Here is a 23,265-nt window from a genome sequence, read left to right as displayed (position 1 = left end):
GCGGCCCTCGAGCGACCGGTCACCGCACCTCAGGGCGCCGGGAGGACTCCGCCGCTCGGTTCGCGATCGCCCGGTGCCGTGCCTGCCCGATCAGCGATTGGGTGTAGCCGACGCGGTTCATGGTGTCGTGTCGGGCGAAGTCGGTCGAGATCGGGACCTGCTCGGTGTAGGTGTACGGGCCGGCCTGGACGTTCACGGAGACGAACCCCGAGACACGCCTCTCCTTCGCGAAGAGGAACAGCAGGCTGAGGAAGAAGAACCAGATCAACACGATGACCAGCACGATGGCCCACGCCGGGGTGTGGGTGGTCGTCGAGGTCTGATCGCTCGACGTCACATTGACGTCCGCGAGTGGCCACGTGCCGGCGGGTGTCATGATCACGTCGTCAGTGACCCTGATGTTGCCGATCTGGACGAGGAGGGGCTGCGGCATCGGCGGGAGCTGGGTGGTCATGGGCATCGACCATAACCAATCGGTTCAGACCGCCGCCGGAGTTCTCCACAGCCCTCGATGGAGCGGAGGCCGGGTCGAGGAGCCCTGTCCCCGTCCCGGTCACGGTCGTTGGAGGCCGATCCGCGGGTAGAGCGCGCGGAGCGTCTGGTCCAGCCCGCCCGTGAGTGAGCTGACCCCGTGGTCACCGCCCGGTATCGCGAAGGTCTGGACCTTCCAGCCGGCGGCCGTCGCGGTGGCTGCGGCGCGCCCCATCATGTCGGTGTACACCGCGTCCGCGGTCCCGGCGGAGAAGAACGCCTCCGTGTCGGCGTATCTCGTCTTCGCCATGATGGTCGCCGGTTTGATCGCGTCGTACGCGTTCTGGTCGCCGTCGAACATCGTGCGCAGGCTGTCCGCAGGGACGCTGGCGCCCGGATACTCCTCACCCGAGACACTGACGACGTTGCCGAAGGTCTGCGGGTACTTGGCTCCGTAGTAGATCGCACAGCTGCCGCCGGCCGAGTATCCGGCGACCGTCCAGTCCTTCGGCGATTCGAGGATGTGCAGGTTCGCCTTCGCCCAGGGGAGGACGTCCTGCGTGACGTAGGTCTCCACCTTCCCGTACCGCCCGTCGATGCACAGCGGATCCACGGAAGGGTCGCCGAGCTGGTCCACGACGAGCGCGATGGGGGCGAGCCCCTGATGGTCGGCGGCGATCGCGTCGAGCGCCTCGCCGATCCACTTCGCGTCGGGGTCTCCCGGTTGTCCCATCATCATGAGGACGAAGGGGAGCGCCGGGGGATCTTTCACGAGCGCGGCGGGTGGGTAGTAGACCTGCGCCGGGCGGGCGTCGAACCCGGAGTTCGTGTTCGGGATCCGGTCGCCCGTGGGGAGCGGGCCGAACCTGCCCGTCTTCGGCAGGTCGGCCGGCGGCTTCCACGTCTCGTACAGCGGACGGGCCGGATCGCCGGTGGGCGTGCTCGTCGGTGTCACGAGGCTGATCGGCTTGCGGTTCTGGACGTGGAACATCGACCCGAGGGTGGTCTGGACGCCGTACGCGCCGTTGACGCCCAGCGCCGCGGTCGCGCCGAAGACGAGGATGCAGGCGACGGCGATGACGCGCCGCTGCCACGAGACGCGCCAGCAGATGGTGAGGACGGCGAGCGCGATGCCGGCGAAGACGCCGATCAACCAGGGCTCCGCGGCACGGATCAACGGCCCGCCGAAGAGGTTGAGCACGTCGAAGAGCAGCCAGACCGTCCCCAGCGCGAGGAGCGCACCGGCCAGGAGGGCGATGGCGGCGCTCAGGTACCACAGCAGCCCGGACCGACGGATGACGAGGTACAGCAGGCCGGCGATGCTGAGCGCGTCGAGCACCCAGACGAGTGGACCGTCGATGACGTCGAGGTTCCACAGCCAGTCCATCGATGCTCCGTCCTGCGTACCGCGATGGTTGTCAGGCTAAGCGGCCACCCTGAGCGGGACAAGGGCCGTTGGGCGTCCTCACGGGCTCGCCCATAGGATTGAGGGGTTCCGGGAGCGGGCGCCAGCCAGGCGTCAGCACCGGAAGGTACCGCCGCGTGGCAAGCGGCACGGAGGATCCACACCCATGGCAGAGCAGTCCCATCTCGAGTCCGTCATCACCCTGGCCCAGCACCGCGGCTTCGTCTTCCCGTCGGGAGACATCTACGGCGGTACGCGGTCTGCGTGGGATTACGGGCCCCTGGGCGTCGAGCTCAAGGAGAACATCAAGCGCCAGTGGTGGAACGCGTTCGTGCGTGGCCGCGGCGACATGGTCGGTCTCGACTCCGCCGTCATCCTGCCCACCCCGGTCTGGGAGGCGTCCGGTCACGTCAAGGTCTTCAGCGACCCGCTGACCGAATCACTCATCACCCACAAGCGGTACCGGGCCGACCACCTGTTCGAGGCGTACGAGGCCGAGCACGGCCACCCGCCGGAGAACGGCCTCGCCGACATCCCCGACCCCGAGCACCCCTCGAAGGTCGGCCAGTGGACCGAGATCCGCCAGATGTCCGGCCTGCTGAAGACCTTCCTCGGCGTCGTCGACGACGAGTCTGGTCTCCACTACCTGCGTCCCGAGACCGCGCAGGGCATCTTCACGAACTTCGCGAACGTGCTGCAGACGGCCCGCAAGAAGCCGCCGTTCGGCATCGGCCAGATCGGCAAGGCGTTCCGCAACGAGATCACGCCCGGCAACTTCATCTTCCGCACCCGCGAGTTCGAGCAGATGGAGATCGAGTTCTTCGTCGAGCCTGGCACGGACGACGAATGGCAGCAGACCTGGATGGACCTCTGCTGGGCCTGGTTCATCGACCTCGGCATGACGCCCGACAACATCCGTTGGTTCGAGCACCCGCAGGAGAAGCTGGCGCACTACTCGAAGCGCACCGTCGACATCGAGTACAAGTTCGGCTTCACCGGCAGCGAGTGGGGCGAGCTCATGGGCGTCGCGAACCGCACCGACTACGACCTCAAGGTGCACGCCGAGCAGTCCGGCAAGGACCTCAGCTACTTCGACCAGGCCAAGAACGAGCGGTACATGCCGTACGTCATCGAGCCGTCGTTCGGTCTGACCCGTGCGCTCATGGCCTTCCTCGTCGACGCGTACGAGGAGCAGGAGCTGCCGCCGAACGCCAAGGGCAAGATCGAGAAGCGCACCGTGCTGCACCTCGACCCGCGTCTCGCGCCCGTCAAGGTCGCCGTGCTGCCGCTGTCCCGCAACGAGGCGCTGTCGCCGCTCGCCCGCCAGATCGGCGACGAGCTGCGCGGCTCGTGGAACATCGACTTCGACGACTCGGGTGCGATCGGCCGCCGCTACCGTCGTCAGGACGAGATCGGCACCCCGTACTGCGTGACCGTCGACTTCGACTCGCTCGAGGACAACGCCGTGACGGTCCGCGACCGCGACAGCATGCAGCAGGAGCGTGTCGCCATCGACGAGCTGTACGCCTACCTCGCCACCCGCCTCAAGGGCGCGTAGGCCTCCGCCGCACACCTGAACGCCCGCTCGCCCATGTCTGGGCGAGCGGGCGTTTCTTCGCCCGAGAATGGGCGAACGGATGCGGATCGCTCGGGTTAGGCGTTGCCGAGTGAGGTGTCGAGGAACGCGAGCGTCTTCACCCAGGCGTCGGCGGCCGCGTCCTCACGGTAGGTGATCGTGTTGGTGTCGTTGAAGAAGGCGTGACCGGCCTCGGGGTAGACGGTCGCGGTGAACTCGACCCGCGCGTCCTCCATCGTCGTGGTCAGCTCGGGCAGGCTCTTCATGAGGCCCTCGTCCTGGTCACCGTAGAACGCGAGGACGGGGCAGGCGATGCTCGTCACGGCCTCGGGCTCGGGCGGGTAGCCGTAGAACGGGACGGCGGCGCGGATGCGGCGGTCGGCCGCGGCGAGCGCGAAGCTGTAGCCGCCGCCGAAGCAGAAGCCGACGACGGCGACGCGGCCGTCGATCCCCTCCTCGTCGAACAGGGCGTCGACGGCCTTCCCCAGATACCCGAGCGCCTCCTCGGCGTACTCGGGCGACTTCGAGGCCGAGAGCTTCTCGCGCAGCTTCGGCTGTGCCGCGGTCCTCGTCGCCTCGTCGCTGTTGAAGACGAGGCTCTCCAGCTCCGCACCGATCTCGGGCGTGACGCCGGCACCACTCAGGATGTCGGGCGCGATGACGAGGTACCCCTCCGCGGCGAAGCGGTCGGCGACGTCGGTGATGTGCGGGACGAGGCCCCAGATCTCGTGGATGAGCACGAGCCCGCCGCGGAGTTCGACGCCCTTCGGCGGGTCGGCGCGGTAGGCGGTGAGGCCCTTGGTCAGCGTGATGGTCGTCATATCGCCAGTGTTCCAGCCGACCCTCCGCTCCGGCTGGGGGTTGCGCTGCCTCGCGAGTTATCCACAGATTCTGGACGAGTATCCAAACTGATGTTTCAGATGACTACAGTCGGGCTGTGGCGTGCCCACGGGCCGGCTCTCCTCACCGCGAGGCGGCCCCGGGACCTCGACCCACTCCGTCCGGAGTCGTCGACATGCCGACCTGCCCCCTCGTTCCATCCGCGATCAACACCCTCGGAGGTTCTCTCGTCGTGCCCGTTCGACCACTCGCCATCGTCGGCCTGTCCGCCCGCTTCGGTGGCGCGGCAGACGCCCACCAGTACTGGCACAACATCCTGGCGGCCCGACGCAGCGGCTCCGTCGTCCCCCGCTCGAGATGGGATCACGCCACCTTCTTCGCGCCGCACGACCCCAGAGCGGTGCATCACGCCTACTCCGACCAGGGTTCCTTCATCGACGACGTCGAGCAGTTCGCGGCGCGGCACTTCCGCATCCCGCCCAGCCGGGCGCACGCGATGGACCCGCAACATCGCCTGCTCCTCGAGGCTGCACGAGCCGCCTGGATCGACGCCGGGTTCGAACGTCGTCGTGTCGACCGGTCGTCGGTCGGCGTGTTCGTCGGGATGGCCGCGAACGACTATCGAGAACTCACCTCCCTCCGCATCCGGGCGAAGCTCCTCGGCGACGACTCCATCCATCCCGAGCCCGCCGCAGCGGACCTCGGGGCGGCGCTGGCGGCGCGCGTCGCCGGCGTGCGTCCGTTCCACGCGTTCTCGATGCCCGGGTGCCTGCCGAACATGGGGCCGGCGCTGGTGAGCAGCACGCTCGACCTCGGCGGCCCGAGCTTCGCCGTCGACGCCGCGTGTTCCAGCAGCCTCGTCGCGCTGCACCAGGCGGTCGCCGCCATCCGATCCGGGCAGTGCTCGGCGGCGCTCGTCGGCGGCGTCAACCTGAGCCTCGTCCCGGATGCGATGGTCGCCTTCTCGCGGATCGGTGCACTGTCACGGAACGGGGTGTGCCGACCGTTCGACGGCGATGCCGACGGATTCCTCCTCGGCGAGGGCGTCGGCATGATCGTCGTCAAACCGCTCGAGGCCGCCATCGACGACCACGACGACGTCTACGCGGTCATCCGCGGCTCCGGGGCGTCCAACGACGGCCGGGCCGAAGGGCCGATGACGCCGACGACGGATGGACAGCTGGCGGCGCTCCGCCGGGCCTACGAGGACGCCGCGGCCGACCCCGCCGACCTGGGCGTCGTCGAGGCGCACGGCACGGCCACCCCGGTGGGCGACCGCACCGAGCTGGAATCGCTGGCGGCGCTGCGTCGTCTCGGGGCATCGCCGCACCGGACCGCCACGGTCACGGCCGTGAAGGCGCTCGTGGGGCACACGATGGCGGCGGCCGGGATCGCAAGCATCGTCAAAGCGGCACTCTTGGCGAGGCATCGGGTCGTCCCCGGGCAGCCCCGCCTGCGTTCGGAGGCGCACACCGAGGTCCTCCAAGACGGCCGCCTGGCGCTCGCCTCCCGCACCATCGACCCGGGCGACGACGGTCTGGGCCTCATCGGCGTCAGCTCGTTCGGGTTCGGCGGCACCAACGCGCACGTGGTGCTCGAATCACCGCCGACGCGAGCAGGTCGAGTCCGTCGGCATGCCGCTGGGGGACCGGCCGACGAAACGCTCCCGCACCTCCTCGTGTTCTCGGCCGCCGACCTCACGCTGCTCGGCGAGCACCTTCGTGCGGTCCTCGCCGTCCTCGAGGCCGCCGACGCACCGTCCATCGCCGGCCTCGCACGGACCCTGAGCTCTCGGGCGCTCGCGAGCACCCGGCTGGCGATCGTGTGCCGCACCGCCGCCGAGCTGATCTCCGGGCTGTCGGCCGCCTTGGAGCAGCTCGCCCACGGAACCACCGGGGTGATCTCCGCGGACGTCTGCACCGGGGTCCATGTCGACGAGGCCGCTCGGCGGATCGCCTTCGTCTTCCCCGGGCAGGGCAGCCAGACCCCGCGGATGCAGTCGGACCTCCTCGATCGATTCCCCGCCTTCCGTGCAGCGGCCGAGACCTTGAACGAGCAGGTGCTCGAGGAGACCGGGGTCGATGTGCTCGCGGCGCTCTCCGCGGCCGACGCCGACACCCCCTCCGGAATCGACCGTCTGACGTCCACCGAGGTCTGCCAACCCGCGCTCGCGGTGACGGCGCTCGCAACCGTGGCGCTGTTGCGCGAGATCGGCGTGGAGCCCGACCTCGTCCTCGGGCACAGCGTCGGCGAGCTTCCCGCCCTGGCGACGGCGGGCGCGCTCGATGCGCCCGACGCCGTGCGGCTCGCCGCGGTCCGCGGACACCACATGCGATCGGCTGCGACGCGACCCGGCGACGGCATGACGGCCCTCGGCTGCGACGCCGAGCAGGTCACAGCGCTCCTCAGCGGCATCGACGACGCGTGGATCGCGGCCGCCAACGATCCCCGGCAGACGGTGGTGAGTGGAACCGGCGAGGCCTTGCGAGCCGTCGCGGAACGGTGCGTCGAGCACGGGGTGTCGACTCAACCCCTGCGCGTCGCCACCGGGTTCCACTCGCCTCTGCTCGAGCCGATCCGGCCGGCCCTCGTGGCGGACCTGTCGCGGTTCCGGCCTCGCGCGCCGCAGGTGCAGCTCGTGTCGACCGTGACGGGCCGCACGGTCGAGACGGGCGAGGAGCTGGGTCGTCAGCTCGAGGAGAACGTCTTCTCCACGGTGCGGTTCCGCGAGGCGATCGAGTCGGCGTCCGCATCCGACGTCGGCGTCTACGTCCAGATCGGTGGGGGGTCGGCGCTGCTCGGGTCCATCCGACGCTCCCTGGGTGACGCGCCCGACGTACGCGTCATCTCAAGCAGCGCGTCGGCGCCGGACGACGCGGCGACCTTCCTCCGACTCATCGGTCGGCTGACGGTGCTGGGCGCCGACCTCGACCTGGCATCGCTCGTCCCACCAGACACCGCGGGTGTGGCGCTGCCGATCGCGCCGCTGCCGACTGAGCCGTACTGGGTCGTCGGCCCGGACGCCGCCGCCCCGACGACCACGCCCCGAGAACCCACATCCGAGCCGCACCGACCACCCTCCCCCGTCGAACAGGATCCCCACTCCATGCACCACAACCCTCACGACCTGCCGTCCTCCCCCCTCGCCGGACGACCGTCGGCAGGACCGCCGATCCAGCCGCGAGCCGCCGACGCCCAGGCCGACCACCTGCCCGGACTGCTCGCCCTCATGAACCGTCAGCTGAGCCTCATCGAGGGTTCCGGGCAGGCCGGACATGCGCCCGCGTCGACGAATACGTTCCGTTGGTCGACGGAACCCGGCTCGCCGCAGTCGGAGGTGGTCGCCCGGATGGGCCTCGCAGCCTCCCGGTCGCATCGTGCCGAATCCGACGCGGTCATCCTCGGCATGGTGTCGCGCATCAGCGGGTTCCCGCTGGACCTGATCCGGCCCGACATGCACCTCGTCGAACAGCTGGGATTCGATTCGCTGATGATGCGTGAGCTGATCACCCAGCTGCACACGGAGTGGCCATCGTTGCCGACCCCGGCGCAGCTCGGCGAGCGCTTCGCCGGACGGCCCACCGTGGAGCAGGTGCTGGACGGCGTCGGCTCCCTGCTGCACCCGTTCGCCGAGGAGCCGCAGCACCGGCTCCCCCGGGTCGAGACGAACCCGGTGGCTGCCGCTTCTCCGGCGCCGGCCGACCGCCCGACCCGATGGACCGAGGCCGACGCCCGCATCGAGCGCTTCCCGGAGGCGGTCGCCATGCGGGAACGCCGGCAGCAGACGGACCGCAACCCCTACTTCCTGCTGCATGAGGGGATCATCGACGCCACGACGACGATCGGCGACGCCCAGCTCGTGAGCTTCTCCAGTTACAACTACCTCGGTGTCACCGGCCACCCCGTGGTCGCCGAGACGATCGCCGACGCCGTGGCCCGATACGGCAGCTCGGTGTCCGCCAGCCGGTTCCTGTCCGGTGAGCGCCCGATCCATGCCGAGCTCGAGCAAGAGCTCGCCGACCTCCTCCAGGTGGAGTCGGCGCTCACCCTGGTGAGCGGCCACGCGACGAACGTGAGCGTCATCGGGCACCTGGTGGAACCGGGCGACCTCATCGTCCACGACAGCCTCGCGCACGACAGCATCATCCAGGGGGCGAAGCTCTCCGGAGCCACCCGGCGGTCCTTTCCCCACAACGACGTGAACGCGCTCGACGAGCTCCTCAGCGCGATCCGCGGCGGGTTCCGCCGAGTCCTCATCGTCGTGGAGGGCGTCTACAGCATGGACGGCGACCTCGTGCCGCTCCCGCAGCTCATCGAGCTGAAGCGGCGGCACGGCGCACTGGTGCTCGTCGATGAGGCGCACAGCATCGGAACGGTGGGCGCCAACGGCGGCGGGGTCGGCGAACACTTCGGTGTCGACCGCTCGGACATCGACCTCTGGTGCGGCACGATGTCGAAGTCGCTCGCCGGATGCGGCGGCTACGTCGGTGGCACCGCCGCCGCGATCGACTACCTCAAGTACTCCGTGCCCGGGTTCGTGTACAGCGTCGGCATCACCCCGGCGAACGCGGCCGCGTCACTCGCCGCCCTCCGGCTCATGCGCGACGAGCCCGAGCGCCTGAGCCGCCTGCGGCAGAACGCCGACCGCTTCCGCGAGACGGCCCGGGCCGCCGGCATCGACATCGGCGACAGCGCCGACTCGCCCGTCGTGCCGTGCATCGTCGGCAGCTCGGAACGGGCACTCGCCCTGGCGACGGCGCTCTTCGACCACGGCTTCAGCGTCAACCCGATCCTGTACCCGGCCGTGCCGGACGACCAGGCGCGGCTCCGCTTCTTCATCACCGCGGAGCACACCACCGAGCAGATCCAGCGGGTCGTGGACCTCACGGCATCCGAACTCAACCGCATCACCCACGACATGAAGGTATCCGCATGACGAACCACTCCAGAACGACACCCAGACGACGGGCGGTGATCACGCTCCTGATCGGCCTGGTGTTCGCGATCGTGGCGGGCATCGCGGGGGCCGACGTCCTCGACAACCTCAAGACGGGCGGGTTCGACGACCCGCAGTCCGACTCCGTGGCCGCAGCGGACGTGCTCGCCGACCGGTTCCCGGGCAGCGACCCGAAACTCCTCCTCGTCGTGGACGTCTCCGACGGACTCGACAGCGCCGCCGGCAGGGAGGCGCTCGACGACATCGTCGGTGCTGTGGACGACGTGGACGGCGCCAGCGTCACCGGCTCCTACGCCGACTCGGAGCAGCTGCGGAGCGGCACCGACCGCGGCGTCGTGCTCGTGGCGCTCGCCGGAGACGAGGACACCGTGCAGCGCGCGACCACCGCGCTCCGCGGGACGATCACCGACGAGGTGACGTCGGCCACGGTCCGGTTCGGTGGCATCGCGGGGATCAACGACGACCTCAACGCGCAGGTCAAGACGGACATCATCGTGGCGGAGACGATCGCCATCCCGATCACCCTCGTGCTGCTGTTCTTCGCGTTCCGCGGAGTGGTGGCTGCTCTGCTGCCCGTCGGCGTCGCGGGCGTCACGATCCTCGGATCCCTCGGCCTGCTGAACGTGGTTGCACAGCTCACCTCGGTCTCCCTGTTCGCGGTCAACCTCGTCACCGCATTGGGCCTCGGACTCGCCATCGACTACTGCCTGCTGTTCCTCACCCGCTATCGGGACGAACGCGCGGGTGGAGCCACCGACGAGGAGGCGTTGCGGATCGCTCGGCGGACGACCGGCCGGACCATCGTGTTCAGCGGCGTCGTCGTCGCCGCGGCGCTCGCCACGCTGATGCTGTTCGACCAGTACTTCCTGCGCTCGTTCGCCATCGCGGGACTCGTCATCGTGGCCTGCTCCGTGGTGGGCGCGGTCGTCCTGCTGCCCGCAGCCCTCACCCTCCTGGGTCGCAGGATCGACTGGGGCCGACTGCGCTCCCGCCGCCCGGCCGGGGCCGAGGGCCGGTTCTGGTACCGGGTGGGCGACCACGCGTATCGCCGTCCGTGGTCGGCGGTGCCCGTGATCGCGCTGCTCATCGCCATGGCCGCGCCATTTGCGCACGCCGAGTTCGGGGTGCCCGACGAACGAGTGCTCCCCGCCGACGCCGAGAGTCGTGTCGTGGCGGACATCATGCGGTCCGACTTCGACGTCGCCGAGGCGGACGCCGTCTCCGTCGTCACCGAGGACTGGGCGGGGACGGACCGCGAGCTCGACGAGTACGCCGCCGAACTCTCCTCGATCAGGGGCGTCGAGGCCGTCACGACGTCCCTCGGCAGCTTCGTCGACGGACGCCTCGTGGCCCCGGCCGACGCGCGGACGGAGCAGCACTTCCGCGACGGTTCGGCGCTCTGGCTCCAGGTCGCGACCGACGTCGTCCCGTACTCGCCCGAGGGCTCGGAGCTCGTCCGCGACGTCCGCGCGGTGGAACCGGGAGCCGCCTCGACCGTCCTGGTCGGTGGCCTCGCGGCGCAGATGATCGACATCGGTGACTCCATCTCGGCGCGTCTGCCGTTCGCCGCCGCGGCCATCGCACTCATGACGCTGATCATCCTCTTCCTGTTCACGGGGAGCGTGCTGCTCCCGATCAAGGCGCTGGTGCTGAACGTGGTCGGTCTGGCCGGCATCCTGGGCGTCATCGTGTTCCTCTTCCAGGACGGCAACCTGTCGGACGTGCTCGGCTTCACCCCGTCGCCCATCGCCATCTCGATCCCGATCCTGCTGTTCTGCATCGCCTTCGGGCTCTCGATGGACTACGAGGTGTTCCTCCTCGCTCGGATCCAGGAACGGTTCCGTGCCACGGGTGATCTCGCTGAGGCGGTGCGGAGCGGACTCGGCGCGAGCGGTCCGATCATCACGGCCGCTGCGGCGATCCTCGCGGTGTCGTTCTTCGCCATGGCGACCTCCGGAGTGTCGATCATCAAGATGCTCGGCATCGGAACCGGTATCGCGATCCTCATCGACGCCATCCTGATCCGCGGCGTGCTCGTCCCGGTCTTCATGCGCGTCGCCGGGCGGTACAACTGGTGGGCGCCGCGGTGGCTCGCGGCGATTCATCGCCGCATCGGGATCACGGAGGACTGAATGGACTCGCGGTTCAGTGGCCTGTCGGCAGATGACGACCTCTCGGCGCTCGTGTCCGAGGCGGCTCGCGCGGCGAACGCCCACAACACGCAGCCGTGGGTCGTGGACCCTCAGGGCGACGAACTCGTCCTCCGCCGGGATCGCGCTCGCACCCTCGGCGCGAGCGATCCGCGAGGACGCGACACGATGTTGTCGTTCGGGGCGTTCGTCGAGTCACTCCTCATCTGTGCGGCCTCCGCCGGTGTCGGACTGCGCTTCGAGGCTGCAACCGGCGGTGACGCGGAGACCGATGAGGTCGGCCGGTTCTCGCGCCACCCGGAGGGCTACCGGACGAGGTTCTCCTCGGCGGACGTCCGTGGACGACGCGTCTGGCGAGGGCGATGGCGGGACGGCGCTCCGGGACCGGACCTCCTCCAGGAGGCCGCGGTGGAGGTGGAGCGCAGGGGTTTCCGGCTCGTCTCCATGCCGACCCGGGACGCGCGCCCGATCCTCGTGCGAGCCAACCAATGGTTCTTCGGCGAGCGGGCGATCGTCGCCGAGCTCGATCAGTGGACCAGGCTCTCACCAGGACATCCGCGGTACGACGAGGACGGCCTCAACGACGCGATGCTCGTGCTGTCGAAGGTCGAACGAGCCGGCCTGCGGACGCTGATCAGCCCGCGGGTGTTCCGCGCGCTTCGCGGCGTCGGGCTGCCCGGGTTGTTGGCGAGGATGTCGGCCTCCGCGACCCAGGGCTCCGGCACCGTCCTCGGTGTCGTCGGACCCACCGGGGCCCGGCATGAACTGGCCGCGGGGCGACTGCTCACCCGGCTCTGGCTCGGCTTCCAGCGCCACGGCCTGTACGTGCACCCGCAGAGCGCGCCGCTCGACTGTCCGGAGACCCGGGCCATGCTCGACGGACGCTGGAATGTCGCCCGGGACGAGCAGCTCATCGCCTGGTTCCGGGTCGGCATCCCCGCCTCCGATCCCACGGCGCGCGCGGCGTCCCCGCGTCGCTCGGATGGCTGAATCCGCAGCCGCGGTGGTCGACGCTCTCCGGATGCAGGTGCCGCCGGGCGTCGTCGTGTCGGCGTCCGTCGGCACCGCATCCGGGCCGTTCCGGGCCCGTCCGACCTCGGCTGGTCGCAGCGCCGAATCCCGCTCGGCGCGCGACTGCGCCCGGGCGGCACTCGCGATGCTCGGCCAGCGCTCCACGGACATCCCGACGGGGGAGGGTGGACAACCGGTCTGGCCGACCGGCTTCGTCGGGAGTCTCTCGCACTGCCCCGGTTTCACGATCGCAGCCGTCGGTCGCGTCGGTGTCGCGAGCGCCATCGGGATCGACGTCGAGGTGCACCGGCCCATCCGTCCCGCCGTCGCGGCGACGATCGTCTGTGGGAGTGAGGCGTCCATGCTCGCGCGACTCGCCTCGAGCCATCCGACCGTCGCGTGGAGCGCCGTGTTGTGGAGCGTCAAGGAGAGCGTCTTCAAGGCGTGGTACCCGCTCACCGGGCGATGGGTCGACTACACGGCATGTGAGGTCGTGATCCACCCGGATCGTGGGTCGTTCGAAGCACGGGTCGTCGCGCCGGCCGGCCCGCCGACGCCGCGCACCTTCGCCGGCCGATGGTCGGTGGTGGGCGCCCATCTCTGCAGCGTCGTCATCGTTGCGGTCTCGCGGCGACAGGACGGGGATCGGCTGATCCGGTCGACGCGCGTACCGTTGAGGACGATGTCGGAGACCGCAGGAGGAGGGGCCATGCCGAACGAGGACCGGACGACGACGGACTGGCGCGCGCTTGCCGCAGCTCTCGCGAACGACGACGCCCGGACGGTGTACGCACAACTCGTCCTCGGGCAGGAGCCCGACCTCGGCGCCACCCAGCGTGCTGTGCGACGGGCCGAGCAGGGCGTCCAGGCGTTGTCTCGGGCGGGCCTGCTGGACGACGGCGGGCGCGCCTCGGGCGAGGTGTTCCGAGACCTTCTCGCAGCCGCCGCACCGCCGAAGCGCGAAGGGATCGACCGCTTCCTGGTCGACGGTCGGATCGTGCAGTACCCGTCGAATCCCGACGAGCGGCAGGCGCTGTTACAGCGGGTCGCGGCATCAGCGCTCCAGCCGGACGAGGTGGTCGACGAAGCCGAGATCAACGAGCGGTTGTCCGCGTTCCACGACGACGTCGCGGTACTTCGGCGGTACCTCGTGGACGCACAGCTCGTCGAGCGCACGCGCTCGGGGACCGAGTACGCGCTCGTCACCTGAGTCAGCCGCCCTTCGACAGGCTCAGGGACCGGGGTGAGGCTCAGGGACCGGGGTGAGGCTCAGTGCCCGGGACCGACTGCGTCAGGCGCGGATGTCCTTCGTGAGCTCCTCCACGAGGGCTGCCCGCTGCTCGCGGGTGGACGGCCGACCTTCGGCGTCGGGACGCTCCTGCCACGGGAACGGTCCAGTGGCGCGGCGATACTCGACCCCTAGGGCGTCGAGGCGGGCGAGGTGCTGCAGCAGCCGTGCCTCGAAGCCCGCGAGGTCGCGCTCGCGGCCGACCCAGGCGACCTCCGCGAGGGCGCACAGTCGCGGATACGCCTGGTAGTCGATGACGCGGGCGGAGTCCATGTGCTCGGTCCAGATGTTCGCCTGCACCCCGATGATGTGCTCGGCCTGCGCCTCCGTCAGCTCCGCCGGCACGGGCTCGAAGGTGTACACCTCCGAGACCGTCAGTGGCGGCCCGACCGGGATCGGTTCACCCGGCAGCTCCGACTCGCGGTAGTCGAGGTAGACGCGGTCGTCCGGGCAGGCGATGACGTCGTAGCCCTGTCGTGCGGCGGCGACCGCACCGAACTCGCCGCGCCATGAGGCGACGGTCGCGTCCTTCGGCAGTCCGCCGCCCTCGAGGATCTCGTCCCAGCCGTACAGGCGCCGGCCCGCGGCGGACAGGTGCGCCTCGAGCTGGCGGATGAACCACGCCTGCAGCGCTTCGACGGTGTCCAGCCCACGCTCGGCCATGAGGGCCTGCGTTCGAGCGCTCGCCGCCCAGCGGGTCTTCTTCGCCTCGTCGCCGCCGACGCCGATGAAGGTCGACGGGAACAGCTCCATGACCTCGTCGAACACGGTGCGGAAGAACGCGACCGTCTCCTCGCCCATGTCGAGGATCGCCTCGTTGATGCCCCACCGTGTCCACACCGACGACTCGTCCGCGTCCTGCGCGACGTCCGGCACACCCAGCTCGGGGTAGGCGGCGATGATCGCTCGCGCATGGCCGGGCAGGTCGATCTCGGGGACGACCGTGATGGACCGCTCAGCGGCGTAGGCGACGATCTCGCGCAGGTCGTCCTTCGTGTAGAAGCCGCCGTGCGGTCGGCCGTCGCCGGGAGCGTGCCGCGCTGCACCGTGCTGGCTCTCGGTCCGCCACCCGCCGACCTCGGTCAGTTTCGGGAAGGCGTCGATCTGGATGCGCCAGCCCTGGTCGTCGGTGAGGTGGAAGTGGAGGACGTTGAGCTTGTGGCGTGCGGCGAGGTCGATGAACCGCAGCACGTCGGACGTGGGGAGGAAGTGCCGTGCCACGTCGAGCATGACGCCGCGCCAGCCGAAGCGCGGGGCGTCGTCGATGGTCGTCGCCGGGACGGTCCAGTCGACGCCGGGGACGAGCGCACGGCGGTTGACCGCCGGGGGGAAGAGCTGGGTCAGGGTCACCGCACCCGAGAACGCACCGGAGGCGTCGGCGGCGACGATGCGCACACCGTCCGCGTCGACCACGAGCCGGTAGCCGCCGGCCGCGACGGTGTCGTCGTGGATGAACGCGATGCTGTCGGTCCGCATGTCGATCCGTGCGTCGAGGTCGAACCCGGTCGACGTCTGCAGCACCCCGCGCAACCAGCGGGTCGCGGCCGTGAAGCGGCGGTCACCGCCGAGCCCGGTCGTCTCGCTCAGCGTGAAGGCGCCGTCGTGCTGCTGGATGGACACGGGCAGTGGAAGCATCGGTGGTTCTCTCCTCGAGTGCTGATGGGCCGTTCTCAGGACATCTTCGGCGCGGCTGGGCGGGAACCCGGTGACACGCCGGAGGACTCCTGAGAACGGTTCCGGATGGTGGAGGTCAGGACGGGCGGTCGACGAGGGTGGTGAGGCGGTCGGCGATCAGCGTATCCGAGACGACGGTGAGCGGCGACTGACCGGCCTCGGCGGCGAGCTCGGCGATGCTGCGGCCGACGAGCTCGCGGAGGTCGGGGTGCGACACCTGCGCGATGCGCACAGCGGACCAGTCGACGCGCTCGTCGAACGGCGGCTCGGCGAAGGCCCGTTCGAGTTCGTCGACGACGGCGTCGTCACGGAGGCGGTCGATGACGGCGTCGCCGCCACCGCCGGTCACCCAGGTGGGCAGCAGGGCGGTGAGGGCGGTGCCGCGGAGGACGCCGTCGAGCAGGATGGTGCCGGTGCCGTGATCCATGGGCCGCTTTCCAGTCGTCGGGCGATTGCGCATGTTGCAACGGGGGTTGCGTCAATGCCCGACAACTGTAAAGGGTCCGAACAAACGTGTCAACGGTGTGGAGACGGTGTGGCGGGGCGGGTTGCTCGGCACTTCGACAGGCTCAGTGACCCGGGATGGCGGCTCAGTGACCGGGGATGGCGGCTCAGTGACCGGGGAGGGGGCTCACTGACCGGGGGAAGTAGCTTGGTGACCGGGGCAGGGCCTCGGCTCCGCGGTCGGGGCGCCTACTCCACGAGGCGGAGGCGGACCGCCATGAACTGGCGACCGGGCAGGTCGACCCGGACGGTACCGGTGTGGGTGCCGGGGAGGGTCTCGACCGTCATGTTCCAGGTGTCGAGCACATCGACGTGGAACTCGCCCTCGGGGAGGAAGACGTTGCGGAACCGCGGCCGGTTGAAGCCGAAGTAGCCGATGACGTAGCGGCCGGCCACCCCGCCCCACGGCACGTCCCAGTCGCCGGGCAGCGGGTCGAGGACGCCCGTCGGGGACTCCGCCGAGATGCGTTCCAGGAACGCGACGCGGTCGGGACTCGAACCGATGAGCGGCCCGCCCTTCGACCAGAACAGCTCCTCCCGGTCGTTGAGGTAGGTCTCGCCGTGGCCGACGTAGCCGCCGCGGATCGCACCCTCCCAGAACCGTCGCACCATCTCCTCGCCGGTGATGTTGCCCCAGCCCTGGTCGATGTCGCCCTCGTAGGCGCACTCGTCGATGACGATCGGCTTGCCCCACTGCTCGCGCCAGGCGTCGGTGTTCTCCGCGGTCCGGTAGACGTCGACGCGCTGCACGCTGCAGTGCGTGATCCACGGCTTGGTGTAGTCGTAGAACCCCTGGCAGTTGTGGATGGAGTTGAGGTGGCCGTGCGGGTCCTCCGCGCCGACGACCGCCGCGAGCCGCTCCCAGTCGTCGTTCGTCTTCGCCCAGAGCAGGTCGTACTCGTTCGCCATCGACCACCACACGTTCGCGAACGCGGCGAGCCGGCGGACGGCGTAGCGGAGGTACCGTTCGTCGACGGCCGGACCGAGGTCCGCGAAGCCCCAGCGGTCGTAGGCGTGGAAGAGGATGAGGTCCGCTTCGATGCCGAGCGCGCCGAGCTGGGTGATGCGCCGCTCGAGGTTCGCCCAGTACGCCGGGTCGAACCGCTCGTGGTCGAACCCGTCGGCGAGCGAGCCGACGAAGGGGAACGTCTCCGGCTCGTTCGCGTTGTAGAGGTACGACTTCGGGAACACGCACATGCGGATCTTCGTGAACGGCGCGGCCTCCAGGGCGCGCAGCGTCTGCTCCTGCAGTTCCTCGGGCTGGTGCGTCCAGGCGTAGGCGGTCGTGCCGAGCGGGCGGTGGCGGGTGCCGTCCGCATGAGCGAAGTGGAAGCCGTCGACGCGCACCGGTCCGTGGCTGTCCGTCGCCGCGGCCGACACGGTGAACATGCCGGCGACGCCGTCGAGCGAGCGGGCGGTCGAGCTCGTGGTGAACGACCACTCGCCCTGCTCCTCGGCGAGCAGTCGCACCAGGTACCGTCCGTCGCCGTCGTAGAACCCGCCGACGGTGAGCTCGCGTGCACCGTTCGTGAACGTCGCGCCGAGTTCCACGTCGACGAACGGGTTGCCGTGCGACGGCCCGTCCAGCCGGATCTCCACGACGCCGTACTGCGGGACGTCGCCGGGGACCGTCAGGGTCGCCGAGCCGCGCGGGACGTCCTGGCCCTCGTAGTCGGGAGCGGGCTCGATCGCGGCACCGTAGGGTGCGCGGGCCTCGGGACCGTCGTCGACCTGTGCGAGCGCCGCCCAGAGACGATCCTTCGCCGCGTCGTCCTGCAGTTCCGGCACGATCGCCGACAGCTGCCCGAGACGGATGCTGCGGAACTGTTTGGCCATCGGCGACGCGGCGATGCCGGGCAGGAACTGCTCGAGGACGGTGCGACCCGCCGGGCTCTCGATGACGTCTCCGAAGGCGGAACTGCGGTCGAACATGGATCTCCTGTGATCGGCCGAGCGGGTCGGCGGCGGGGTGCTACTGGTGCGGGCGGTGCGAGTGTTGCACGTGGAACGGTCGAGCGGGGGTTATCGCGCAACTCCTGGTGCCTGAGTGGCTGCAGCCAGCGCCGCGTCCACCTCGTCGAGCATCGACGGCGGCGTGAACATGAGGAGCTGACGGACGGTCCGACCACGACTCCACTGGGTGCCGCGGCGGATGTCGTCGGCCTTGGCCTGATCGTGGGCTCCCACCGAGTTGAGGAGGGCGTCGTACGCGGCCGGTCGGTCGATGATCTCGGAGAGCGGCGAGTCGAGGCCGAGCGTGATGTCGTCATCGGCACTCGAGCCGGCGTCCGTGACCTCGACCGTCCAGTCGTGACGACCGGACCCGACCATCTCCTCCGGGGCACCCGGCAACGCGACCGTCGCCGTCGTGTTCGGCGGCACGACCGCCGACACCCGGAGTGAGGACCCGTCGCGTCGCCACGCCACCGACGCCTCGCCGTAGGGTGTGACATGTCGGGCCTCGGCGTGGTCGAGCCCGTCGATCGGCCGCGGTGCGATCCGGAGCTCGCGGTAGCCGGGAGCCGCGGGCGCGAGGCCGGCCACGGTGCGGTGCAGCCAGTCGGCGACGGCGCCGAGCGCGTAGTGGTTGAACGAGGTCATCTCGCCAGGGTTGACCGAGCCGTCCTCGAGCAGGCTGTCCCAGCGCTCCCAGATCGTGGTCGCACCCTTGGTGACGGGCGAGAGCCAGGACGGGTTCTCGGTCTGGAGCATGAGGCGGCCGGCCGCGCGGAGGTGTCCGCCGTCGGCGAGCGCGTCGGTGATGAGCGGCGTCCCCACGAAACCGGTGCCGATGCGGTAGCCGTCTGCGCGGACGAGGTCGGCCAGGCGGTCCGCGAGGCGTTGTCGGACGGTGGGATCGTCGACGAGGTCGAACCGCAGGGCGAGGGCGTACGCGGTCGGCGCGTCGGACATCATCCTGCCGCCGGGCGTCACGTACTCGGCGGCGAAGGCCGCCCGACTCCGCTCTGCCAGGTCGCCGTACCGCTCGGCGTCCGCCGTCTCCCCGAGGAGCCCGGCGGTGTCGGCGAGGATCCGGAGGGACCGCGCGTGATAGGCGCTCGCGACGATGTCCGAGTCGACCCTGGCCTTCGCCGGCTGGTCCGGCGGCGCGCTCGGATCGAGCCAGTCGCCGAGCTGGAAGGTGTTCGACCAGAGACCGTCGGTGCTCACCCGGAGGACGGCCTCCACCCAGGAGCGCATCGACGGGTACTGCTCGCGCAGGATCCCGAGGTCGCCGTAGCGCTCGTGGAGCACCCACGGCACGACGGTCGCCGCGTCGCCCCAGGCCGCGGTCGGACCGCCACCGGCGAAGCCGGACAGCGCGGCCGGGACCACCATCGGGACGACACCGTCCTGGTGTCCCTGTTCGAGCGCGAGGTCGCGCAGCCAGGAGTCGAGGAAGGCGGAGCTGTCATAGAGGAAGCTCGCGGTCGGGGCGAAGACCTGCAGGTCACCCGTCCAGCCGAGTCGTTCGTCGCGCTGCGGGCAGTCGGTCGGGATGCTCAGGAAGTTGCCGCGCATGCCCCAGACGACGTTCTCGTGGAGGCGGTCGAGCAGCTCGTGCGAGGAGGAGAACCAACCCGTCCGCGTGAGGTCGCTGTGGAGGACGACGGCGGTGACCGACGCCGGGTCGAACGTGCCCGGCCAACCGTCGATCTGCGCGTAGCGGAAGCCGTGGAAGGTGAAGCGCGGCTCGATCGTCTGCTCGCCGTCGCCTGAGAGCGTGACGTGGTCGGTGGCCGCGGCGTTGCGGAGGGGACGCAGGGCGAGTTCGCCCTCGTCGAGGACCTCCGCGTGCCGGAGCGTGAGCGTCGTGCCCCGCGGGCCGGCGACGGTGAGCCGGAGGCGGCCGACGAGGTTCTGGCCGAAGTCGAGGATGGTCGCGCCCGACGGCGAGGTGAGCACCTCCGCCACCGCGCGCTCCTCGATGCGGCGGACGGGCGCTGCGATGCGGGCCTCCGGCACCGGGTGCGCGGCGTCGTCGACGAGGGCCGGGGCCCAGGCGGACGCGTCGAACGCCGTCGTCGACCAGCCGGGTTCGGCCAGGGTGGTGTCGATCGCCTCGCCGGCGTAGATGCCGCTGTCGACGAGCTCGGCACCGTCGGCCGCCGACCAGCTCGCATCCGTGACGAGCGTCTCCGTCGTCCCGTCGAGGTAGTCGAGCTGCAGCTGGGCGGCGAAGCGTGGCTGGTCGCCGTAGATCCGCTCGGCGAACTGGAAGAACCCGTAGCGCTCGGTGTACCAGGCACCGGCGACGGTCGCGGCGAGGACGTTCTCGCCCGGCTCGACGAGCGCGGTGACGTCGACGGTCTCGTGCACGAGGCGGTCGCCGTAGGCGGTCCAGCCGGGAGAGAGGACGTCCTCCGAGGTGGGAACCCCGTTGAGCTGCGGTTCGGCGGCACCGAGCGCGGTCCAGAACAGCCGGGCGCGACGGACGGGCTGCTCGACGGTGAACGTGCGGCGCACCCGGATCGGTTGCGCCGGACGCCCGGGCGCCGCGAGACCGATGAAGCGGGCGGCCCAGGCTCCGTCGGCGAGGAACGCGGCTTCGACGTCGATCGGCTCGCTCCAAGGTGTCTCCTCACCGGCGGTCGACGCGGCACGGACCTCGACGGCGCGCACCTCGTCCGGCGCGAGCGGCGGGAACGGCCAGGAGACGAGGACGGAGTCGCGGCCCTCGACGCGCGCCGTGGCACCACTGCCGTCCCGGAGCTCGGCCCAGGCTTGCACCCAGTCGGCGCCCGATGTCTCGACGGTCCAGCTCAATCGAGGCGTCGGTGTCGCGACCGCGGGACTGTCGTCACGGGTCTCCGCCCGCAGACGGCCGATCTGCGCGACGTGCGCGGTCATCGGGAGGTCCCTGCCGCAATGGTGACGACGTGCTCGTCCACGAGGTCGACGACGGACGATCCGATCCGGAGGGTGACGTCACCTGGCTCGACCTGCCAGCCGTCCGCCCAGTGGGCGAAGATCCGCGCAGGCAGGGCGACCTCCCAGGCGACCGATTCGCCGGCGCCCGCGCGGACGACGGCCGATCCGACGAGCCAGCGTACGGGGCGGTCGACCGAGGAGTCCGGTCGCTCCGCGTACACCTGCACGACGTGCTTGCCGGCGCGGTCACCGGTGTTCGTCGCGGTCCCGGAGACGCGGGCGTCACCGGAGGCGACGTCACCCGAGACCTCGCCACCGTCGATGGACCAGCTCGTGTACCCGAGCCCGTGCCCGAACCAGTAGGCGGGCGTGGCACCCGAGCGGAGCCATGCGCGGTAGCCGATGTGGATGCCCTCCTCGTAGCGGAGCACGCCGTCCACCGGGGTGACGTCGAGCACCGGGACGTCGTCGAGCGCTGCAGCCCAGGTGGTGCTCAGGCGACCACCGGGTTCGGCGACACCGAGGAGCACGTCGGCCAGGGCGTTGCCCATCTCCTGTCCGCCGAACCAACCGAGGAGCACGGCGGCGACCTCGTCGCTCCAGGGGAGCAGGACCGGGGCGCCGGAGTTGACGATCACGACGGTGCGTGGGTTCACGGCGGCGACGGCCCGGACGAGCTCGTCCTGACGGCCGGGGAGTGTGAGGTCGCTGCGGTCCCAGCCCTCCGACTCGACCTTCGCGTTCGTGCCGACGACCACGACGGCGACATCGGCCGCGCGGGCCGCATCGACCGCCTGGGCGATGAGGGCGTCGGGGTCGGAGTCGTCGGGAGCGCGACCGACGGTGACGCTGATCGCGCCGAGACCGTTCTCGCTCGGGGAGAGGTCGAACTCCGCGCGGAGTTCGACGGCGACGTCGGCCTGGGCGGCGAACGCCCCCGTCGCCGACGGCGGGGCGAGCAGCGCCGCGCCGAGGTCGTTCCCGACGACCACGGGTTGCTCGTCGACGAGGAGGACGCCGTCGACGAAGAGCCGGCCGTGGAGCCCCGTGGCGAAGCCGAGCCGCAGCTGCTCGGTGGCCTCCGGTGTGTACGTGGTGGTGAGCACGAGCTGCGACGCCGTGGTGACCGGGGCGTCGCCGCCGAACCAGACGAGCGCGGTGGAACGGCGGTCCTCGGTGAAGAGTTCCGCACCGTCGGCGTCGAGGAAGGTGGCGACGAGACCGGGGTCACCCGTGCGAGGGTTGGTGAGGCGCTCGAGCGGCAGTTCTGCGACGCCCTCCTGCACGATCGCGCCGACGGCGTAGTCGATCGTCGCCTCGGGGAGCGCGAGTCGGAGCCCCTCGAGCGGGCTGACGGTGTGTTCGGGGAGGACCGTCGCACTGCCACCGCCCTGGGTGCGGGAGTCGCGGGCATTGTGCCCGATGACGGCGACGCGGGTGAGCGTGGCCGCGTCGAGGGGCAGGGTGCCGTCGTTGTCGAGGAGCACGACGCCCTCGGTCTCGGCCTCGCGGGAGAAGGCGACCCCGTCGACCGGGGCCGGTGCCAGCGCCTCGTCACCGAGTGCGCCGACGCGGACCGCGAGGGCGAGGAGTCGGGCGACCTTGCGGTCGACGTCGGATTCGGCGACGCGTCCGTCGCGGACGGCCTCGACGAGTGCCGCGCTCCATGCGGGAGCGGGACCGGGCATGGCGAGGTCCTGCGACGCCGGCGCCGAGCCGAGGCTGCGGACACCGGTCCAGTCGCTGACGACGACGCCGTCGAAGCCCCACTCCGAGTTGAGCGGCGTCTCCAGCAGGTCGTTCTCGCTCATCGTGACGCCGTCGACGGAGTTGTAGGCGCTCATGATCGCCCAAGTGCCGGCCTCGGTCACCGTGCGCTCGAACGGCGCGAGGTAGAGCTCGCGGAGGGCGCGCTCGCTCGCGCGCACGTCGACCGTGAAGCGGTCGGTCTCGGAGTCGTTGGCGACGTAGTGCTTCGGGGTCGCGGCGACGCCGTTGTCCTGCAGGCCGCTGACGTAGGCGGCCGCGAGCGAGCCGGTCAGTTCCGGGTCCTCGCTGAACGCCTCGAAGTGCCGCCCGCCGAGCGGTGAGCGGTGGAGGTTGATGGTCGGGCCGAGGACGACGTCGACGCCCTTGCGGCGGGCCTCGGCCGCCGCGACGGCGCCGTATCGGTAGGCGAGCGACGGGTCCCAGGAGGACGCCAGCGCGGTCGCCGACGGGAGGTTGATCGACGGCGAGCGCTCGTCCCACAGCGGACCGCGGACGCCGGCCGGGCCGTCGGACAGCACCATGGCGCGCAGGCCGATCTTCTCGAGCGGGACCGTGGTCCAGAAGTCGGCGCCGGAGACGAGTGCGACCTTCTCCTCGAGGTCGAGCCGGGCGACGAGGGCGTCGATCGCCGCGGTGTCGACGGGCTTCGTGGCGGCGGCGTGCCGGGGAGTGGTGATGGTCATGCGATGTGGGTCCGTTCTGGGGTGGCCCTTCGACAAGCTCGGGGACCGGTTGTGGGGTCTCGGG

13 protein-coding genes are annotated in these 23,265 nt (G+C 70.7%); 5 read left to right on the top strand and 8 right to left on the bottom strand.

Annotated features, from left to right (window positions below; translation table 11 throughout):
* Window positions 1-19 precede the first annotated feature (19 nt).
* Both RWN05_RS01985 and RWN05_RS01980 read right to left on the bottom strand, forming a co-directional pair.
* Window positions 20-454 carry a hypothetical protein gene (locus tag RWN05_RS01985; protein ID WP_079000611.1) on the bottom strand — a complete coding sequence of 145 codons (435 nt, stop codon included), beginning with the start codon at window positions 452-454 and terminating at the stop codon, window positions 20-22.
* A 99-nt stretch (window positions 455-553) separates the two neighbouring features.
* The gene (locus tag RWN05_RS01980) at window positions 554-1,858 is read right to left on the bottom strand and encodes an alpha/beta hydrolase-fold protein (protein WP_314138140.1); all 1,305 of its coding nucleotides are present in this window, start codon (window positions 1,856-1,858) and stop codon (window positions 554-556) included.
* A gap of 184 nt (window positions 1,859-2,042) precedes the next feature.
* Between RWN05_RS01980 and RWN05_RS01975 the strand changes: the two genes are divergently transcribed.
* On the top strand, window positions 2,043-3,434 hold the full coding sequence (locus RWN05_RS01975) for a glycine--tRNA ligase (RefSeq protein WP_314138139.1): 1,392 nt from the start codon (window positions 2,043-2,045) through the stop codon (window positions 3,432-3,434).
* A gap of 95 nt (window positions 3,435-3,529) precedes the next feature.
* Here the strand turns inward: RWN05_RS01975 and RWN05_RS01970 are convergent, their stop codons facing one another.
* Window positions 3,530-4,273, bottom strand: coding sequence for a dienelactone hydrolase family protein (locus RWN05_RS01970; RefSeq protein ID WP_079000615.1), 744 nt, complete (start codon window positions 4,271-4,273; stop codon window positions 3,530-3,532).
* Window positions 4,274-4,524: 251 nt separating this feature from the next.
* Between RWN05_RS01970 and RWN05_RS01965 the strand changes: the two genes are divergently transcribed.
* From RWN05_RS01965 to RWN05_RS01950, 4 genes are read left to right on the top strand one after another with little or no spacing between them, the layout of a single operon-like run.
* Window positions 4,525-9,228: an aminotransferase class I/II-fold pyridoxal phosphate-dependent enzyme gene (locus tag RWN05_RS01965; protein ID WP_314138138.1), complete on the top strand. Its 4,704-nt coding sequence runs from the start codon at window positions 4,525-4,527 to the stop codon at window positions 9,226-9,228.
* A complete protein-coding gene (locus RWN05_RS01960; protein ID WP_314138136.1) occupies window positions 9,225-11,381 on the top strand; it encodes an MMPL family transporter in 2,157 nt (718 codons plus the stop codon). Before RWN05_RS01965 ends, RWN05_RS01960 begins: the two co-directional genes overlap by 4 nt.
* Window positions 11,382-12,389: a hypothetical protein gene (locus RWN05_RS01955; RefSeq protein WP_314138134.1), complete on the top strand. Its 1,008-nt coding sequence runs from the start codon at window positions 11,382-11,384 to the stop codon at window positions 12,387-12,389.
* A complete protein-coding gene (locus RWN05_RS01950) occupies window positions 12,382-13,620 on the top strand; it encodes a DUF2087 domain-containing protein (RefSeq protein WP_314138132.1) in 1,239 nt (412 codons plus the stop codon). Before RWN05_RS01955 ends, RWN05_RS01950 begins: the two co-directional genes overlap by 8 nt.
* A gap of 81 nt (window positions 13,621-13,701) precedes the next feature.
* Here the strand turns inward: RWN05_RS01950 and RWN05_RS01945 are convergent, their stop codons facing one another.
* The 5 genes from RWN05_RS01945 to RWN05_RS01925 all read right to left on the bottom strand — a co-directional run bounded on the left by RWN05_RS01945 (window position 13,702) and on the right by RWN05_RS01925 (window position 23,201).
* On the bottom strand, window positions 13,702-15,333 hold the full coding sequence (locus RWN05_RS01945; protein ID WP_314138130.1) for a beta-N-acetylhexosaminidase: 1,632 nt from the start codon (window positions 15,331-15,333) through the stop codon (window positions 13,702-13,704).
* 115 nt (window positions 15,334-15,448) lie between these two features.
* A complete protein-coding gene (locus RWN05_RS01940; protein WP_071261463.1) occupies window positions 15,449-15,799 on the bottom strand; it encodes a hypothetical protein in 351 nt (116 codons plus the stop codon).
* Window positions 15,800-16,065: 266 nt separating this feature from the next.
* Window positions 16,066-17,808, bottom strand: a complete 1,743-nt coding sequence (locus tag RWN05_RS01935; protein ID WP_314138127.1) for a DUF5605 domain-containing protein — start codon at window positions 17,806-17,808, stop codon at window positions 16,066-16,068.
* A gap of 90 nt (window positions 17,809-17,898) precedes the next feature.
* Window positions 17,899-20,727: a family 78 glycoside hydrolase catalytic domain gene (locus RWN05_RS01930; protein ID WP_314138126.1), complete on the bottom strand. Its 2,829-nt coding sequence runs from the start codon at window positions 20,725-20,727 to the stop codon at window positions 17,899-17,901.
* Window positions 20,724-23,201 (bottom strand): glycoside hydrolase family 3 C-terminal domain-containing protein, encoded by a 2,478-nt coding sequence (locus tag RWN05_RS01925; protein WP_314138125.1) that lies wholly within the window; start codon window positions 23,199-23,201, stop codon window positions 20,724-20,726. Before RWN05_RS01925 ends, RWN05_RS01930 begins: the two co-directional genes overlap by 4 nt.
* Window positions 23,202-23,265 lie beyond the last annotated feature (64 nt).

Origin of the sequence: uncultured Plantibacter sp., assembly GCF_963518075.1 — a bacterium.
In the GTDB taxonomy this organism is placed as follows: domain Bacteria; phylum Actinomycetota; class Actinomycetes; order Actinomycetales; family Microbacteriaceae; genus Plantibacter; species Plantibacter flavus_A.
Note: the sequence above shows the minus strand (reverse complement) of the source record. Positions and strands in the feature narration are given on the sequence as shown.

Coding starts and splice junctions, on each gene's coding strand:
- RWN05_RS01950 (WP_314138132.1), top strand. CDS start 12,382: ATGGCTGAATCCGCAGCCGCGGTGGTCGACGCTCTCCGGATGCAGGTG.
- RWN05_RS01955 (WP_314138134.1), top strand. CDS start 11,382: ATGGACTCGCGGTTCAGTGGCCTGTCGGCAGATGACGACCTCTCGGCG.
- RWN05_RS01970 (WP_079000615.1), bottom strand. CDS start 4,273: ATGACGACCATCACGCTGACCAAGGGCCTCACCGCCTACCGCGCCGAC.
- RWN05_RS01985 (WP_079000611.1), bottom strand. CDS start 454: ATGACCACCCAGCTCCCGCCGATGCCGCAGCCCCTCCTCGTCCAGATC.
- RWN05_RS01945 (WP_314138130.1), bottom strand. CDS start 15,333: ATGCTTCCACTGCCCGTGTCCATCCAGCAGCACGACGGCGCCTTCACG.
- RWN05_RS01975 (WP_314138139.1), top strand. CDS start 2,043: ATGGCAGAGCAGTCCCATCTCGAGTCCGTCATCACCCTGGCCCAGCAC.
- RWN05_RS01940 (WP_071261463.1), bottom strand. CDS start 15,799: ATGGATCACGGCACCGGCACCATCCTGCTCGACGGCGTCCTCCGCGGC.
- RWN05_RS01960 (WP_314138136.1), top strand. CDS start 9,225: ATGACGAACCACTCCAGAACGACACCCAGACGACGGGCGGTGATCACG.
- RWN05_RS01930 (WP_314138126.1), bottom strand. CDS start 20,727: ATGACCGCGCACGTCGCGCAGATCGGCCGTCTGCGGGCGGAGACCCGT.
- RWN05_RS01935 (WP_314138127.1), bottom strand. CDS start 17,808: ATGTTCGACCGCAGTTCCGCCTTCGGAGACGTCATCGAGAGCCCGGCG.
- RWN05_RS01980 (WP_314138140.1), bottom strand. CDS start 1,858: ATGGACTGGCTGTGGAACCTCGACGTCATCGACGGTCCACTCGTCTGG.
- RWN05_RS01925 (WP_314138125.1), bottom strand. CDS start 23,201: ATGACCATCACCACTCCCCGGCACGCCGCCGCCACGAAGCCCGTCGAC.